Here is a 14,911-nt window from a genome sequence, read left to right on the forward strand (position 1 = left end):
ACGTGCCGCACCGCCGAGCGGTTCACCCGCCGGCGAGCAGGTCGGTGTGGTCCAGCACCACCCGCAGCCGTCCCCCGGTCGCCTCCGCCAGCCGGCGCCGACGGTACGCCCCGGCCGGCCCGACCAGCTCCGGCCGCTGCTCGCCGGCCGCGTCCAGCCAGCCGGTCAGCCACTCGGCGGTCAGCGCGGCCTGCTCCGGGCCGAGCCGCCACGGGCTGGACCGGAGCGTCACGTCCACCCCGCGCCGGCGGAACGCGGTGACCGTGGCGTCGACGGCGTCGGGGCCGAGCAGGCTCCGGCCGGCCACGGTACGGCGCTGGTGCGCGTTGAACGCCTCGGCCAGCTCGGCGTCGAGCGGGTCGGCGGGGTCGAACACCACCCGCCCGACGACGGTCAGCACGAAGAGCGTGGGCCGCCCGGCGCAGGCCGCCGCCACCCGGTCGACCTCCTCGGCGGTGAGCATGTCGAGCAGTGCCGACGCGGTGACCAGGTCGGCGTCGGCGAGGTCGGCGGCGGTCAGCCGGGTGATGTCCGAGCCCCGCGTCTGCACGGTCACCTTCCCGCCGTCGGCGTCGTGCGGCGGGTCGGCCAGCGCCCGGTCCAGCAGGTCGGTGGCCCGGTCGTGCAGCACCCAGCGCTGCGGGCCGGGCAGTCGGGGGGCCAGCCAGCGGGCCATCGAGCCGGTGCCGCTGCCCAGGTCGTGCACGACCAGCGGCCGGCCGGTGGGCAGCCGGCGCCGGACCGCCTCGACCAGCTCGGTGGAGCGGGCCGCCGCGTCGGCCGGCTCTCGCAGCGCCAGCCAGTCGGCGAAGTCGGGCGGGAGTTCGCTGCTCATGTCGCCGTGGTCTCCTTCACTGCGGCCGCCAGGCGGGTCGTGGTGACCGCCCAGTCGGTGAGGGTGTCCCGTCGGGCCCGGGCCGCCGCGCGCAGCCGGCTCCGCAGGTCGGGTTCGGTGAGCCAGCGGCGCAGCGCCCCGGCCAGCGCGGTCGGGTCGCCGGGCGGGACCAGCAGCCCGGGACGCCTGCCGTCCGGCGCGTGTCCGAGCGCCTCGGGCAGCCCACCCGCGTCGGTGCCGAGCACCGGTACGCCCCGGGCCAGCGCCTCCGTCACCACCATGCCGTACGTCTCGCCCCGGGACGGCAGGACCAGCAGGTCCGCCCCGGCGTAGGCGGCGTCGAGGGCGGCACCGGTCCGCGGCCCGCGCAGCCGGACCCGGGCGGCGAGTCCCGCGTCGGCGAGCTGCCGGCGGAGCCGGTCGACGTACGCCGGGTCCCGGGTGAGCGCGCCGACGAGGTCGCAGGTCCAGGGCAGCGCCGCCAGCTCCGCCAGGGCGGTGGCCAGCACGTCGTGCCCCTTGTGCGGGGTGAGCGCGGCGACGCAGAGCAGGCTCGTGCCGGTCGCCGAGCCGGCCGCCCGGGGTGCCGGATCCGTGCCGGGGGCGGCCACCCGGACCCGGTCGGCGGGGAGCGGGTAGCGCTCCAGCAGGCGACGCCGGGTCCATTCGCTGGTGGTCACCACGCCCGCGACGGCGGCCAGCGCCCGGGCCTCCGCCTCGGTCTCCAGCGGCAGGTGCACCAGCACCACCGGGCGCAGCCGGCCGGCCCGGGGCGCCAGCACCTCCGGCACGGCCGAGGCGACCAGGCCGTCCAGCAGCACCAACGCGGCGTCGGGCAGGGCGTCCAGCAGCGCGGCCAGCGCCGCCCGATCCCCGTGGCCGGGCGCCGGCCAGCCGCCGGGCACGGGATGCTCCCGGACGTCCCAGCCGGCCGCCCGGAGACCGTCGCAGACCCGGCGGTCGTAGCGGTTGCCCCCGCTGGGTGTGGCCGGGTCGTCGACGTCGCCGGGGAGCACCACGTGCAGCACGGTCATCCGCTACAGCGACCGCTCGTAGCTGGCCCAGGCGACGTGCGACTCGTGCAGGGTCACCGTGATCCCGGCCAGGCCCCGGGCCCCCTCGCCCAGCGCACCGGCGTGCACCCGGTCGGCCAGCCGGTCCGCGACCGTGCGGGCCAGCACCTCGGTGGTGGTGTTCGTCCCGGCGAAGGCCGGCTCGTCGTCGAGGTTGCGGTAGGTCAGCTCGCCGAGCACCTCCTTGAGCTGGGTGGTGGCCAGGCCGATGTCGACGACGATCCCGTCGGCGTCCAGGTCGAACCGGCGGAAGGTGGCGTCGACGACGAAGGTGGCGCCGTGCAGCCGCTGCGCGGGGCCGAAGACCTCGCCGGTGAAGCTGTGGGCGACCATCATGTGGTCCCGGACCGTCACGCTGAACACGGATCACTCCCCGTCGTAGGTGATGAGATGGCACAGCGCGGGCAGCCGGCCCGAGCTGAGTCGGTCGAGCACGTCCGGCAGCTCCGCGAAGCGGGACCGGCCGGTGATGAGGGCGTCGAACGCCGGGTCGGCGAGCAGCTCCAGGGCCAGCGCCAGCCGGTCGGCATAGCTGCGGTCGGCGCGGCGCGGCGAGACGGTGCCGACCTGGCTGCTGCGCACGGTCAGCCGGCGGGAGTGGAACGCCCCGCCCAGGGCGAGCGTCACCGGGCGGTCGCCGTACCAGCTCAGCTCCAGCACGGTGCCCTCCGGGCGGAGCAGCTCCAGCGACCGTTGCAGGCCGTCGCCGGTGGCGCTGGCGTGCACCACCAGGTCGCGGTCGCCGGTGGCGTCTGCCGGCAGGGCGAAGTCGACGCCGAGCGCGGCGGCCACCCCGGCGCGGGCCGGGTCGGCGTCGACGAGCTGCACCCGGACGCCCGGGAACCGGGCCAGCAGGGCGGCCACGCAGCAGCCGACCATGCCGCCGCCGACCACGGTCACCCGGTCGCCGACCAGGGGCGCGGCGTCCCAGAGCGCGTTCACCGCCGTCTCCACGGTGCCGGCCAGCACCGCCCGGGCCGCCGGCACGCAGTCGGGTACGGGGAGCACGGCATCGGCCGGGACGACGTACGCGCTCTGGTGCGGGTGCAGGCAGAACACGGTCCGCCCGCACAACTCGGCCGGTCCGGCCTCGACCTCGCCGACGGAGAGGTAGCCGTACTTGACCGGGGCCGGGAAGTCACCCTCCTGGAACGGGGCGCGCATCCCCGCGTACTGGTCGGTGGGGACCCGGCCGGTGAAGACCAGCGTCTCGGTGCCCCGGCTGACCCCGGAGTACCGGGCCCGGACCAGCACCTCGTCGGGGCCGGGCGCGGGCAGCCGCACCGGCCGGATCTCGCCCTCGCCGGGGGCGCGGAGCCAGAAGGCGCGGGCGTCGCGGGTCACGAATTCTCCTCTGTTCCGCATCCGGACCGAACCGGACGGCCGTATTTCCCGTGTTGAGTGGCAGGGTTGTCGATCATAGACACGGAGGCGGAGTGTTCAGGGTGCGAACGGGTCCGCTGCTCGGGCTGGCCGTACAGATCGTCCTTCTCGCCGGTCTCACCTGCACCGTCGGGCTCGGCGCCGCCGGGTGGTCGGCCGCGCTCGCGTACGCCGGGATGCTCTGCGCCCTGCTCCGGCGCGGCCTGCGCCGGGTCGGCGCGGACGCGCTCGGCCCGGCCGACCGGGTGACGCTGGCCCGGGCGCTGCTGGTCGGCGGCGTGCTGGCCCTGGTGGTGGACGCCGGCTCCGGTCCCGCGCCGCTCGGGGTGCTGGTGCCGCTCACCGCCGTGGCCCTGGCGCTCGACGCGGTCGACGGCCGGGTGGCCCGGCGCACCGGCACCGCCAGCGCGTTCGGTGCCCGCTTCGACATGGAGATCGACGCCTTCCTGATCCTGGTGCTCAGCGCCCACCTGGCCCCGGCGCTGGGCGGCTGGGTGCTGGCCATCGGCGCGATGCGGTACGCCTTCGTCGCGGCGAGCGCGGCCCTGCCCTGGCTGCGCGGCACGCTGCCGGCCCGGTACTGGCGCAAGGTCGTCGCCGCCGCCCAGGGTGTCGTGCTCGCGGTCGCCGCCGCCGGGGTGCTGCCGCCGACGGCGGCCACCGTGCTGGTGGCGGGGGCGCTGGCGCTGCTGGTCGAGTCCTTCGGCCACGACGTGGCCTGGCTGTGGCGGCACCGCCCGGCACCCGCCCGCACCCGCGACGTCCCGGTCGCCCACGCCGAACGGATCTCGGTCGTCCGCACCGGGTCGGTGGCCGTGGTCCGCGCCGAGGAGGTCGTGGTCGCCCGCACCGGGCCGGCGGCCGGCGGCGCCGAACCGCTGGTCCGGCTCGGGCCCGCTGCCCGGCTGGCCACCCACCAGCCGGTCTGACCCTCCACCCGCCCGGCACCGCAGGAAGGACCACCCGTGTCACCCGTCATCCGCTTCCGCCGGTCGGCCAGGGAAACGACGACCGAGCCGGTCCGGCGTCCGCCGTCCCGGGGGCGTCGGCTGCTGGCCGGTGCGCTGACCGGGCTCGCCGGGCTGCTGGTGCTCGCCGCGCTCGTCCTGCCCGACCAGCTCAGCCGGCTCACCCCGGCGGCGTTCCTGCGCATCCCGGTGGAGGGGCTGGTCGCCGCCGGGCTGCTGCTGGCCCTGCCCGGCCGGGCCCGCCGGCCCGTCGCGGTGCTGCTCGGCCTGCTGCTGGGGCTGCTGGCCGTGCTGAAGCTGCTGGACATGGGCTTCTTCGTGGCCCGGGACCGGCCGTTCGACGTGCTCCTGGACTGGGGGCTCCTCGACGACGGCTTCGGCTTCGCGCGCGACGCGATCGGCCGGGGCGGCGCGGTCGCCGCCGCGGTCGGCGTCGGGCTGCTGGTCGCCGCGCTGCCGGTGCTGGTCACCCTCGCGCTGCTGCGGCTGACCCGGCTCGCGGCGGCACACCACCGGGTCACCGTCCGCGCGGTCGCCGCGCTGGCGGTGCTCTGGCTGGGCTGCGCGGTCTTCGGCGTACGGGTCTCCCCGGGTCTCCCGGTCGCCGACCGGACCGCGTCCGCCCTGGTCGCCGACCACGCCCACCAGGTACGCGACGGACTGCGGGACCGGCGGTCGTTCGTCGGCGAACAGTCCACCGACGCGTTCCGCGACGTGCCGGGCGACCGGCTGCTGACCGGGCTGCGCGGCAAGGACGTGGTGGTCGCCTTCGTGGAGAGCTACGGCCGGGACGCCGTCGAGGACCCCGAGTTCGCCCCGCAGGTCGACGCGGTGCTCGACCGCGGCTACCGGCAGCTGCGGGACGCCGGCTTCGACGCCCGCAGCGGCTTCCTCACCTCCCCCACGTTCGGCGGGGGAAGCTGGCTGGCCCACGCCACCCTGCTCTCCGGGCTGTGGATCGACAACGACCAGCGCCACCACGACCTGCTCGCCGGCGACCGGATGACGCTCGGTGGCGCCTTCCACCGGGCCGGCTGGCAGACCGTCGGCGTGTTTCCCGCCGCCACCCAGCCGTGGCCGGAGGGGAAGTTCTTCGGCTACGACCGCTACTACGACGCGGAGAAGCTCGCCTACCGGGGGCCGAAGTTCAGCTACGCCCCGATGCCCGACCAGTACACGCTGGCCACCTTCCAGCGGCTGGAGCGGTCGAAGCCGCATCCGCCGCTGATGGCGGAGATCCCGCTGGTCTCCAGCCACTCCCCCTGGTCGGCCATCCCCGAGCCGGTCGACTGGAACGCGGTCGGCGACGGGTCGATCTTCAACCGGGCGTCCACCAGCACCGGTGGCGCACGGGACGTGGTGCAACGCAGCACCACCCAGGTACGCGCCGACTACCGCCGCTCGATCGAGTACACCCTCGACACCCTGGTCTCCTACGTCCGCACGTACGGCGGGGACGACTTGGTGCTGGTCTTCCTCGGCGACCACCAGCCGACGGCGGCGGTCACCGGGGAGGGGGCCAGCCGGGACGTGCCGATCACCGTCGTGGCGCACGACCCGGCGGTGTTCGACCGGATCGCCGACTGGGGCTGGCAGGACGGGCTGCGCCCCGGCCCGCAGGCCCCGGTGTGGCGGATGGACACCTTCCGGGACCGCTTCCTCACCGCGTTCGGCCCGACGCCGTCGCGCTGACCGGGACGGGTTGCACCGTCGACGGTCAGGCGGCGCGACGTCGGCGCTGAGGCTGGGCCGGGGCCGACGCCTCGCGGGCGGCGGAGCGGCGGGCGACCGGGGCACCGCCGCCGGCCAGGCGCATCGCCCGGCTGGCGGTGCGCAGCGGCTCGCACGGCGCGTTCTGCCCGGCGCAGAGCAGACTCGGGCAGTGGCCCCGCTCGTCCGGCCGGTGCGCGGCGGCCACGTCGTACGCCGCCCGCCACAGCAGTGGATCGGTCACGCCGTCCGGCAGGACGGCGTCGCGACTGGACCGGACGGATGTCTGCTCCGACACGGCGGTTCCCCTCTCGTCGTGGCTCCCCTTGGTGCTTGACCTGACGGCCCCTGGTCAAACCTCCCTCGCCCCGGCCGCCACCGCCACGAGGGAAGGATCACGTCCGGTGCGGAGGGTCGTCGACCGGCCCCGCCGGATAGGCGCGGGTCTCGGCGGCCTTGACGGCGGCCCAGACGCCTCGGCCGGGCACCAGGCGCAGCTGCGCGGCGGCGGCGGGGGTGACGTCGGCGGCGACCACGATCGGGCCGTCGAGCTGGACCCGCAGGTTGTCGCCGTGCCGCTGCACCATGGTCACGGTGGCCGGCCAGGTGTTGCGGGGGCTGCCGTGGGGACGGCCGGGGTGCAGCGCCACGGCGGCGGGCGGGAAGGCGACGAAGGCGTCCCCGTCGACCCGGTCGGCGGCGGTGAGGGCGAGGTCGCCGACCCGGACGGTGTGCCCGTCGGCGCGGCCCCGGTGCAGGTTGAGCCCGACCAGCCGGGCCACGTAGTCGGTGCGCGGCCGGGCGGTGACGCTCGCCGCGTCACCGGACTGCACCACGCGTCCCTCCTCGACGATGACCAGCCGGTCGGCCAGCACCAGGGCGTCCAGCGGGTCGTGGGTGACCAGCAGGGTCGCCCCGGGGTGGTCGGCGAGGTGCCGGTGCAGTTCGGCCCGGGTGTCCAGCCGGGTCCGCGCGTCGAGCGCCGCCAGGGGTTCGTCCAGCAGCAGCAGGGCCGGATCGACGGCCAGGGCGCGGGCCAGCGCGACCCGCTGCGCCTGCCCGCCGGAGAGCTGCCGGGGCCGGCGGCCGGCCTGCGCGGCCAGGCCGACCCGGTCCAGCCAGGACTCGGCCAGGGCCCGGGCGGCCCGCCGGTCGGCACCGTGCCGGCGCGGCCCGAAGGCGACGTTGTCCCGGGCGGTGAGGTGCGGGAAGAGCAGGTAGTCCTGGAACACCACGCCGACCGGTCGCCGCTCCGGTGGCACCCAGCGGCGTCGGGCGGGACGGTCCAGGTCGACGCCGTCGAGGGTGAGGTGCCCGGCGGTGAGCGGGTGCAGCCCGGCCAGGGCCCGCAGGGCGGTGGTCTTCCCCGCGCCGTTCGGGCCGAGCAGCGCCACCACCTCCCCCGCCGCGATCTCCAACCGGACGTCGAGGTGGAAGGCGCCCCGGTCGGCGACCAGGTGCGCGTCCAGCGACGGTCGGGCCGTCACGGCGTGCCGACCCAGCGGTCGCGCAGGCCGGCGAGGATGGCGACGGAGACGGTGAGCAGGACGAGGCTGAGCACGATCGCGGCCTGCACGTCGGTCTCCAGCGCCAGATAGACGGCGAGCGGCATGGTCTGGGTGCGGCCCGGATAGTTGCCGGCGAAGGTGATGGTGGCACCGAACTCGCCGAGCGCCCGCGCCCAGCCCAGCACCGCCCCGGCGGCGATGCCCGGGGCCACCAGGGGCAGCGTGACGTGGGTGAAGGTGACCCAGCGGCCGGCGCCGAGGGTGGCGGCGGCCTCCTCGTACCGGGGGTCGGCGGCGCGCAGCGCGCCCTCCACGGCGAGCACCAGGAACGGCATGGCGACGAACGCCTCGGCGAGCACCACCCCGGCGGTGGTGAACGGCAGGGTCACCCCGAAGGTGCTGTCCAGCCACGACCCGAGCAGTCCCCGGCGGCCGAAGACCAGCAGCAGGGCCACCCCGCCGACCACCGGCGGCAGCACCAGCGGCACGGTCACCAGCGCCCGGACGACCCGCCGGCCGGGGAACTCGACCCGGGCGAGCAGCCAGGCCAGCGGTACGCCGAGGGCGAGGCAGAGCAGGGTGGCGGCGGTGGCGGTCTCCAGCGACAGCCGCAGCGCGGTGAGCACGCCGGGCTGGGCCAGCCGCTGCGGCAGGCTCGCCCAGGGCGTCCGGGCGAGCAGCCCCACCACGGGCAGGACGAGGAAGGCCAGCCCCAGCCCGGCGGGGAGGAAGAGGGCGGCGGGCATCCGGTGCGCCACCCGCCTGCGCCGGGCGGGGGCGGTGTCGGTGCCGCCCATCTAGGCCTGCGGGGCCTGGAAGCCGGCGGCGGTGAGCACCGCCCGACCGGCCTCAGAGCGGACGTGGTCGACGAAGGCGCGGGCGTCGGCCGGGTCGCCGGCCCGTCTCAGCACCACGATCGGGTAGTCGTTGACGGCGTCGGCCGACTCGGGGAACTCGACGGCGTCCACGGTGGTCGCGGCGGCGCGGGCGTCGGTGCGGTAGACCAGCGCGGCGTCCACCTCCCCGAGCTTCACCTTCGCCAGCGCCCCCTTGACGTCCTGTTCGAGGGTGACCGGGGTGAGCCGCACCCGCCCGGTGTCCAGGGCCGTCCGCGCCGCCGCCCCGCACGGGACCTGGGGGGCGCAGAGCGCCACCTTCAGCCCGGGGCGGGCCAGGTCGGCCAGGCCGGTGACGCGGCGCGGGTTCCCCTTCGGCACGGCGATGACGAGCTGGTTTCGGGCCAGGACGGTGGGCGGGCCGGCCGCGTCGCCCGCGTCGGTGACGGTCCGCATGGTGGTCGGGGAGGCGGCGGCGAAGACGTCGGCCGGCGCGCCCTGGGTGATCTGGGTGGCCAGTGCCGCGCTGCCGGCGAAGTTGAAGGTGACCGTCACGCCGGGGTGAGCGGCCTCGAAGTCCGCGCCGAGCCGGGTGAAGGTCTCGGTGAGCGACGCCGCGGCGAAGACGGTGATCCGTCGACCGTCGGACCCGTCGGCGGATCGGCCGCCGCCGCAGCCGGTGAGGGCGAGGGTCGCCACCGCCAGGCCGGCGAGGGCGACGCGGAGCCGGCGTACGGTCATGGGTTGGTCCTTCCCCGGGGCGCGGCGGCGGCCCGCTCCACCACGACGGTGGTCGACTTGATCACGGCGACGGCGACGGACCCGACCTGGAGATCGAGGTCGTCGACGGCCTCGCGGCTCATCAGCGACACGATCCGGAACGGCCCGGCCTGGATGTCGACCTGGGCCATCACGGTGTCCTTGACGACGGCGGTGACGATCCCGCGCAGTCGGTTACGTGCCGAGGAGAGCTCGGGGTGGCCGGGGGCGCGGACGAAGGCCGCCAGGTCGACGCCGTCGACCACCCGGTGGCCGTGCTCGTCGCGGGTCGCGGCGAGCCGGCCGGCGTCGATCCAGCGGCGGACGGTGTCCGCACTGACGCCGAGCAGTTCGGCGGCCTCGCCGATCCGGAACACGGTCACCGGGCCACCCTAGCGTCCCGCATGCGCGGGGGTGAAGAGGCGGTGGGGCTCGCAGATGAGAGGCGGGGTGTGGCCCGCGGGTCGATTCAGCGGTCGAAGGCCTGCCGGAGCCGGCGCGGCGGGGTGATCAGGTACAGGTCGAGGGCGGCGGGCGGGTCGGCCACGCCGGGGCCGCCGGCGCGTACCCAGGTGACCAGGTCGTCGGTGGCGCCCGGGTCGGTGACCAGGCCGAGCCAGACGGGCCGGGCGCCGGCGGCGCGGCCGGCGTCCGACGGGCTGACCACGACCACGTTGGCCTGGGCGCAGAGGTCCAGGCAGTCGCTCACCCGGACCACGGCCTCCCCCGCGAGCGCGGTGCGGAGGGTGGCGAGCTGCCCGGCGTGGTCGACGTCCGGGGCGAGCGCGGTGTTGCCGCAGCAGCAGCCCCGACAGACGGTCACCGTGCAGGGTGCCGGCGCGCGGCGGCGGCTCACCGCTGGGCTCCGGCCCGATGCCAGGCCCGCGAGCCGAGCAGTCGCAGGCCGTTGAGGCCGACGATGACGGTGGAGCCCTCGTGACCGGCGACGCCGAGCGGCAGCGGCAGGTGCCCCACCAGGTCCCAGGTGACCAGCACGGCGATGAAGCTGCCGGCGATCACCAGGTTCGCCACCACGAGCCGCCGGGCCCGCCGGGCCAGCGAGACCAGCGCCGGCAGGGCGGCCAGGTCGTCGCGGACCAGGACCGCGTCGGCGGTGCGCAGCGCCAGGTCGGAGCCGTGCCGCCCCATCGCCACCCCGGTGTCCGCGGCGGCCAGGGCGGGGGCGTCGTTGACGCCGTCGCCGACCAGCAGCACCCGGCGGCCGGCGTGCTGGTGGGCGCGGACCCGGTCGACCTTGTCGGCGGGGAGCAGGCCGGCGTGCGCCTCGCCGATGCCGGTCTCGGCGGCGAGCCGGCCGGCCGCCCCGGCGTTGTCGCCGGTGAGCAGCGCGGGCCGCGTCCCGGTCAGGGCGGTCAGGGCGGCGACGGCGGTCGCCGCGGCGGGCCGGGCCCGGTCCGCCAGGGCCAGGACCCCGGCTGTCCGGTCGTCCACCACGACCACCACCGCGGTACGCCCCTGCGCCTGCACCCGGTCCACCACGTCGCGTACGCCCGCCTCGTCGGCGGTGGGCCCGTCCAGCAGCGCCGGGCTGCCGACCCGCACCCGGTGGCCGGCCACGGTGGCCTCGACGCCCCGGCCCGGCGTGGCGACGAAGTCGTGTGCCGGGGGCAGGTCGAGCCCGCGTTCCTGGGCGGCGGCCAGCAGCGCCCCGGCGAGCGGGTGCTCGCTGGGGTGCTCGGCGGCGGCGGCGAGCCGCAGCAGGCTCCCGACGTCGTGCCGTCCGCCCGGCGTCGGGTGGATCTCGGCCACCCGTGGGGTGCCCTCGGTGAGGGTGCCGGTCTTGTCGAAGACCACCAGGTCGGTGTCGGCCAGCCGCTCCATGACGACGGCCGACTTGACCAGCACGCCGTGCCGGCCGGCGAGGGCGATGGCGGAGAGCAGCGGGGGCATGGTGGCGAGCACGACCGCGCACGGGGAGGCGACGATCATGAAGGTCATCGCACGCAGCAGGGTGGGCTGCAGCGCCGCGCCGAACGCCAGTGGCCCGGCGAAGAGCGCGAGGGTCGCGACCACCACGCCGACGGAGTAGCGCTGCTCGACCTTCTCGATGAGGAGCTGGGTGCGGGCCTTGGTCGCCGACGCCTCCTCGACGAGGGCGACGATCCGGGCGACGACCGATTCGGCAGCCGGCCGGCTCACCCGGGCCAGCAGGGTGCCCGCGCCGTTGACCGTGCCGGCGAAGACCTCGTCGCCGGGGTGCTTCGGGGCGGGCAGCGGCTCGCCGGTGATGCCGGCCTGGTCGACGTCGCTGGCCCCGTCGACGACCTCGGCGTCGGCGCCGATCCGCTCCCCCGGGCGTACCCGGATCACGTCGCCGACCAGCAGGTCGGCGGTGTCCACCACGTGTTCGGTGCCGTCGGCGCCGACCCGGCTGGCCCGCTCGGGGGCGAGGTCGAGCAGCGCGCGGACGGAGTCGGCCGTCCGGGCGGTGGCGAACGCCTCCAACGCGCCGCTGGTGGCGAAGATGACGATCAGCAGGGCGCCGTCGAAGACCTGCCCGATCCCGGCCGCGCCGAGAGCCGCCACGATCATCAGCAGGTCGACGTCGAGGGTGCGCTCGCGCAGGGCCCGCAGGCCGGCGAGCGCCGGTTCCCAGCCGCCGGTGACGTAGCAGGCGAGGTAGAGGGTCCACCAGACCGGGGCGGGGGCGTCGGCGAGCTGGGCGAGGCCGCCGAGGACGAAGAGCCCGGTGGCGACCGCCGCCCAGCGGACCTCGGCCAGCGCCCAGAGTCGGCGGGCGAGCCGGCGGCGTACGGCGGGACCGCCGGGCCGGGACAGGGGCGGACGATCGGTCGTCAGGGTCACGCCGACGAACACTACCTGCGTCTGTTCGCAGGTATTCAGTCAGCTGAGCAGTCGACCGGCCGGATACGGCTAGGCTGGGCCCGTGCACACCTCCCTGCCGGGCTTCCGGATGCCCGACGACGAGCAGGTCCACCTGGCCGCCGAAGGCTTCCGGATGCTCGCCGACCCGACCCGGATCAAGATCCTCTGGGCGCTGCTCCAGGGTGAGTCCTCCGTCGCGTGCCTGGCCGAGCTGGTCGGCGCCTCGCCCACCGCGGTGAGCCAGCACCTGGCGAAGCTGCGCCTGGCCGGCCTGGTCCGCGGTCGCCGGGAGGGCACCTTCGTCCACTACTCGGCGACCGACGTGCACGTGCGGGCACTGCTCGCCGAAGCGCTCTTCCACGCCGACCACACCGACCGGGACCTGCCCGACCACGCCAGCGGCGACCTGACCGCACACGTCCCGGCCGGCGGGGCAGCCGGCTCCTGAGGCGCCGGTCGGGACCTTCGTCCCCTGGTCAGGGGCCCTGCTGCCGTGGTCCGGCGGGTTCGGTCGGAGCAGCGTCGGTGGTGAGATCGCGGACCGGCCGCGGCGCGGGACAGGAGCAGCGATGCCGCCGACCATCAGCCGTCGGCGCCTGCTCGCCGGCATCGCCGGGACGGTCGGCCTGGCCGGCGCCGCCGGAGCCGCCGCCTGGGCGGGCGGGGCCTTCGATCCACGTCTCGTCGGACCGCACGACCCCCTGGTCGCGCGGACCGAGGCGGCCCGCCGCCGGCCCGGCGCGACCACCGTCACCGCCCGGCTGCACCCCCGGCCGGTCCGGCACGACCTCGGCGGCCCGGTCGTCACCACCTGGGGGTACGCCGACAGCGGTCCCGGTCCGCTGCTGCGCGCCCGCCCCGGCGACCTGCTGCGCGTCGAGGTGACCAACGACCTGCCCGTGTCGACCAGCGTGCACTGGCACGGCGTCGCCCTGCGCAACGACATGGACGGGGTGCCCGGGGTGACCCAGCGCCCGATCGCCGCCGGTGGTCGGTACACCTACGAGTTCACCGTCCCCGACCCGGGCACCTACTTCTATCACCCGCACTCCGGGGTCCAGCTCGACCGCGCCCTGTACGGGGTCCTCGTCGTCGACGACCCCGCCGAGGCCGGCGACCACGACCAGGAGTGGGTGGTGGTGCTCGACGACTGGGTGGACGGCACCGGCCGCACCCCGGACGACGTGCTCGCCGCGCTCACCTCGATGGGCGGGCACGGCAGCATGGGCGGGATGGCGGGGATGCCCGGCATGTCGGGCGGCATGGAGCTGATGACCTCGCCGCTGCTCGGCGGCGCCGGGGACGTGGCGTACCCGCACCAGCTGGTCAACGGGCGGGTGCCGGCCGCCCCGGTCACGCTGACCGGGCGTCCGGGCCAGCGGGTGCGGATCCGACTGGTCAACGCCGCCTCGGACACCGCCTACCGGGTGGCGCTCAGCGGTCACCGGCTCACCGTCACCCACACCGACGGCTTCCCGGTGGTGCCGACCGACACCGACTCGCTGCTGCTCGGCATGGGTGAGCGCGTCGACCTGCTGGTCCGCCTCGGCGACGGCGTCTTCGGGCTGGTCGCCGCCGCCGAGGGCAAGACCGGGCAGGGGCTGGCGGTGGTACGCACCGGCGCGGGCGATCCGCCCCCACCCGCCGTCCGCCCCGCCGAACTGGACCGCCAGGTGCGCAACACCGGCACGCTGCGCGCGGCGGCGCAGGTGGCGCTGCCGCGGCGGCGGCCGGACCGGACGCACCGGCTGGTGCTGGGTGGCGGCATGATGCCGTACCGCTGGACGGTCAACGGGGCGACCTGGGACGACGCCGATCCGCTGGTGGTCGGCCACGGCGAGCGGGTACGGCTGGAGTTCGTCAACACCACGACGATGTTCCACCCGATGCACGTGCACGGGCACACCTTCGCGGTGGCCGGCGGCGGCGCCCGCAAGGACACCGTCATCGTCACGCCGGGTCGGACCGTCGCCGTGGAGCTGGACGCCGTCAACCCCGGCCGGTGGATGACCCACTGCCACAACGTCTACCACGCCGAGACCGGCATGATGGTCGACCTCGCCTACCGGGCCTGAGCGCCGGCCGACGCCGCCGCGCACGGCTGAGCCCCGCCCCGGGCCGGCACACCCGGGGCGGGATGCGGCTCAGACCTGCGGGGAGCGGGCCGCGGTGGCGGAGGTGGACGCCCACCGGGACCGGGACGGGTCGACGAGGCGGGAGACCGCGAAGCCCAGCAGCGGCCGGTAGACGCGGGCCGAGTCGGCGAGCGAGCTGAAGTGCGACGAGGCGTTGCCCTGCACGTAGTGGGTGTCGATGGTGGTCTGCTCGATCCGCTGACCGACCCGGGTCGCCTCCAGCAGGACGGCCATCTCGTACTCGAAACGGTCGCCGGGGATGGTCAGCAGCCAGTCGAGCAGCGCCGCCGGGTAGGCCCGCAGCCCGGTCTGGGTGTCCCGCACCGGGCAGCCGGTGACGGCGCGGAACAGCAGCCGGGTGGCGGCGTTGCCGACCCGGCTGCGCAGCGGCACCTGCCCGTCCAGGCGGCGCACCCCGAGCACCATCGCGCCGGTCGCCGGGACCAGGTCGGCCACCCGCAGGATGTCGGTGACGGTGTGCTGGCCGTCGGCGTCGGCGCAGACCACGTCCTGCCCGGGATGCGTCTCGGCGACGTACCGGAAGCCGGTCCGCAACGCGACCCCCTTGCCGAGGTTGGTCCGGTGCCGCAGGACGGTGCAGCCGAGGTCGCGGGCCGCGTCGAGGGCCCGGTCCGGCCCCGGGCCGCTGCTGCCGTCGTCGACGACCACGACCCGGATCCCGGGCGCGGCGGCCCGGAGGTCGGAGACCAGCTCGGGCAGGCGGTCGCCTGGCTGGTACACCGGCGCGAGGAGGATCATCGGTTCCCTTCCTGTCCTGTTCGGACCTGGGCGAGGGCCGGGTCGGCGGCACGGCGGGTGGCCGCGTACCGGAAGCCGGCTCGACCGTGGTCGACGGG

At 76.5% G+C, this 14,911-nt stretch carries 14 protein-coding genes and 2 pseudogenes; 4 read left to right on the forward strand and 12 right to left on the reverse strand.

Going from position 1 to position 14,911, the window contains the following annotated elements; genetic code table 11:
* Nucleotides 1–22 precede the first annotated feature (22 nt).
* From ABUL08_RS11730 to ABUL08_RS11745, 4 genes are read right to left on the reverse strand one after another with little or no spacing between them, the layout of a single operon-like run.
* Complete coding sequence (locus ABUL08_RS11730) at nucleotides 23–835, reverse strand: class I SAM-dependent methyltransferase (RefSeq protein WP_350937370.1); 813 nt, start codon at nucleotides 833–835, stop codon at nucleotides 23–25.
* Nucleotides 832–1,869 carry a glycosyltransferase family 4 protein gene (locus tag ABUL08_RS11735; RefSeq protein WP_350937372.1) on the reverse strand — a complete coding sequence of 346 codons (1,038 nt, stop codon included), beginning with the start codon at nucleotides 1,867–1,869 and terminating at the stop codon, nucleotides 832–834. The genes ABUL08_RS11730 and ABUL08_RS11735 overlap by 4 nt, the downstream gene beginning before the upstream one ends.
* A 3-nt stretch (nucleotides 1,870–1,872) precedes the next feature.
* Nucleotides 1,873–2,271 (reverse strand): 6-pyruvoyl trahydropterin synthase family protein, encoded by a 399-nt coding sequence (locus ABUL08_RS11740; protein ID WP_350937374.1) that lies wholly within the window; start codon nucleotides 2,269–2,271, stop codon nucleotides 1,873–1,875.
* A 3-nt stretch (nucleotides 2,272–2,274) separates the two neighbouring features.
* Complete coding sequence (locus tag ABUL08_RS11745) at nucleotides 2,275–3,252, reverse strand: zinc-dependent alcohol dehydrogenase (protein ID WP_350937375.1); 978 nt, start codon at nucleotides 3,250–3,252, stop codon at nucleotides 2,275–2,277.
* Nucleotides 3,253–3,344: 92 nt separating this feature from the next.
* On the opposite strand from ABUL08_RS11745, the pseudogene ABUL08_RS30610 reads away from it, so the two are divergent.
* Together ABUL08_RS30610 and ABUL08_RS11750 are read left to right on the forward strand one after the other, a co-directional pair.
* Nucleotides 3,345–4,055: pseudogene (locus tag ABUL08_RS30610) on the forward strand (CDP-alcohol phosphatidyltransferase family protein); the annotation flags it as partial.
* 210 nt (nucleotides 4,056–4,265) lie between these two features.
* Nucleotides 4,266–5,951: pseudogene (locus tag ABUL08_RS11750) on the forward strand (sulfatase-like hydrolase/transferase); the annotation flags it as partial.
* Between the two features lie 25 nt (nucleotides 5,952–5,976).
* Here ABUL08_RS11750 and ABUL08_RS11755 read toward each other — a convergent pair.
* From ABUL08_RS11755 to ABUL08_RS11785, 7 genes are all read right to left on the reverse strand, one after another.
* On the reverse strand, nucleotides 5,977–6,267 hold the full coding sequence (locus ABUL08_RS11755) for a hypothetical protein (protein WP_350937376.1): 291 nt from the start codon (nucleotides 6,265–6,267) through the stop codon (nucleotides 5,977–5,979).
* Nucleotides 6,268–6,364: 97 nt separating this feature from the next.
* The gene (locus ABUL08_RS11760; protein WP_350938591.1) at nucleotides 6,365–7,471 is read right to left on the reverse strand and encodes an ABC transporter ATP-binding protein; all 1,107 of its coding nucleotides are present in this window, start codon (nucleotides 7,469–7,471) and stop codon (nucleotides 6,365–6,367) included.
* On the reverse strand, nucleotides 7,453–8,274 hold the full coding sequence (locus tag ABUL08_RS11765) for an ABC transporter permease (protein ID WP_350937379.1): 822 nt from the start codon (nucleotides 8,272–8,274) through the stop codon (nucleotides 7,453–7,455). Before ABUL08_RS11765 ends, ABUL08_RS11760 begins: the two co-directional genes overlap by 19 nt.
* The gene (modA, locus tag ABUL08_RS11770) at nucleotides 8,275–9,054 is read right to left on the reverse strand and encodes a molybdate ABC transporter substrate-binding protein (protein WP_350937381.1); all 780 of its coding nucleotides are present in this window, start codon (nucleotides 9,052–9,054) and stop codon (nucleotides 8,275–8,277) included.
* Nucleotides 9,051–9,455, reverse strand: a complete 405-nt coding sequence (locus ABUL08_RS11775) for a TOBE domain-containing protein (protein WP_350937384.1) — start codon at nucleotides 9,453–9,455, stop codon at nucleotides 9,051–9,053. Before ABUL08_RS11775 ends, modA begins: the two co-directional genes overlap by 4 nt.
* 86 nt (nucleotides 9,456–9,541) lie before the next feature.
* Nucleotides 9,542–9,928 carry a (2Fe-2S) ferredoxin domain-containing protein gene (locus ABUL08_RS11780; protein ID WP_377522079.1) on the reverse strand — a complete coding sequence of 129 codons (387 nt, stop codon included), beginning with the start codon at nucleotides 9,926–9,928 and terminating at the stop codon, nucleotides 9,542–9,544.
* Nucleotides 9,925–11,898 carry a heavy metal translocating P-type ATPase gene (locus ABUL08_RS11785; RefSeq protein ID WP_377522077.1) on the reverse strand — a complete coding sequence of 658 codons (1,974 nt, stop codon included), beginning with the start codon at nucleotides 11,896–11,898 and terminating at the stop codon, nucleotides 9,925–9,927. Before ABUL08_RS11785 ends, ABUL08_RS11780 begins: the two co-directional genes overlap by 4 nt.
* Nucleotides 11,899–11,980: 82 nt before the next feature.
* Between ABUL08_RS11785 and ABUL08_RS11790 the strand changes: the two genes are divergently transcribed.
* Nucleotides 11,981–12,367, forward strand: coding sequence for an ArsR/SmtB family transcription factor (locus ABUL08_RS11790; RefSeq protein ID WP_350937385.1), 387 nt, complete (start codon nucleotides 11,981–11,983; stop codon nucleotides 12,365–12,367).
* A 121-nt stretch (nucleotides 12,368–12,488) separates the two neighbouring features.
* Nucleotides 12,489–13,994, forward strand: a complete 1,506-nt coding sequence (locus ABUL08_RS11795; RefSeq protein WP_350937386.1) for a multicopper oxidase family protein — start codon at nucleotides 12,489–12,491, stop codon at nucleotides 13,992–13,994.
* Nucleotides 13,995–14,063: 69 nt separating this feature from the next.
* Here ABUL08_RS11795 and ABUL08_RS11800 read toward each other — a convergent pair whose 3' ends face one another.
* On the reverse strand, nucleotides 14,064–14,813 hold the full coding sequence (locus tag ABUL08_RS11800; RefSeq protein WP_350937388.1) for a glycosyltransferase family 2 protein: 750 nt from the start codon (nucleotides 14,811–14,813) through the stop codon (nucleotides 14,064–14,066).
* Between the last annotated feature and the right edge of the window lie 98 nt (nucleotides 14,814–14,911).

This window comes from Micromonospora sp. CCTCC AA 2012012 (genome assembly GCF_040499845.1).
Classification (GTDB): domain Bacteria; phylum Actinomycetota; class Actinomycetes; order Mycobacteriales; family Micromonosporaceae; genus Micromonospora; species Micromonospora mangrovi.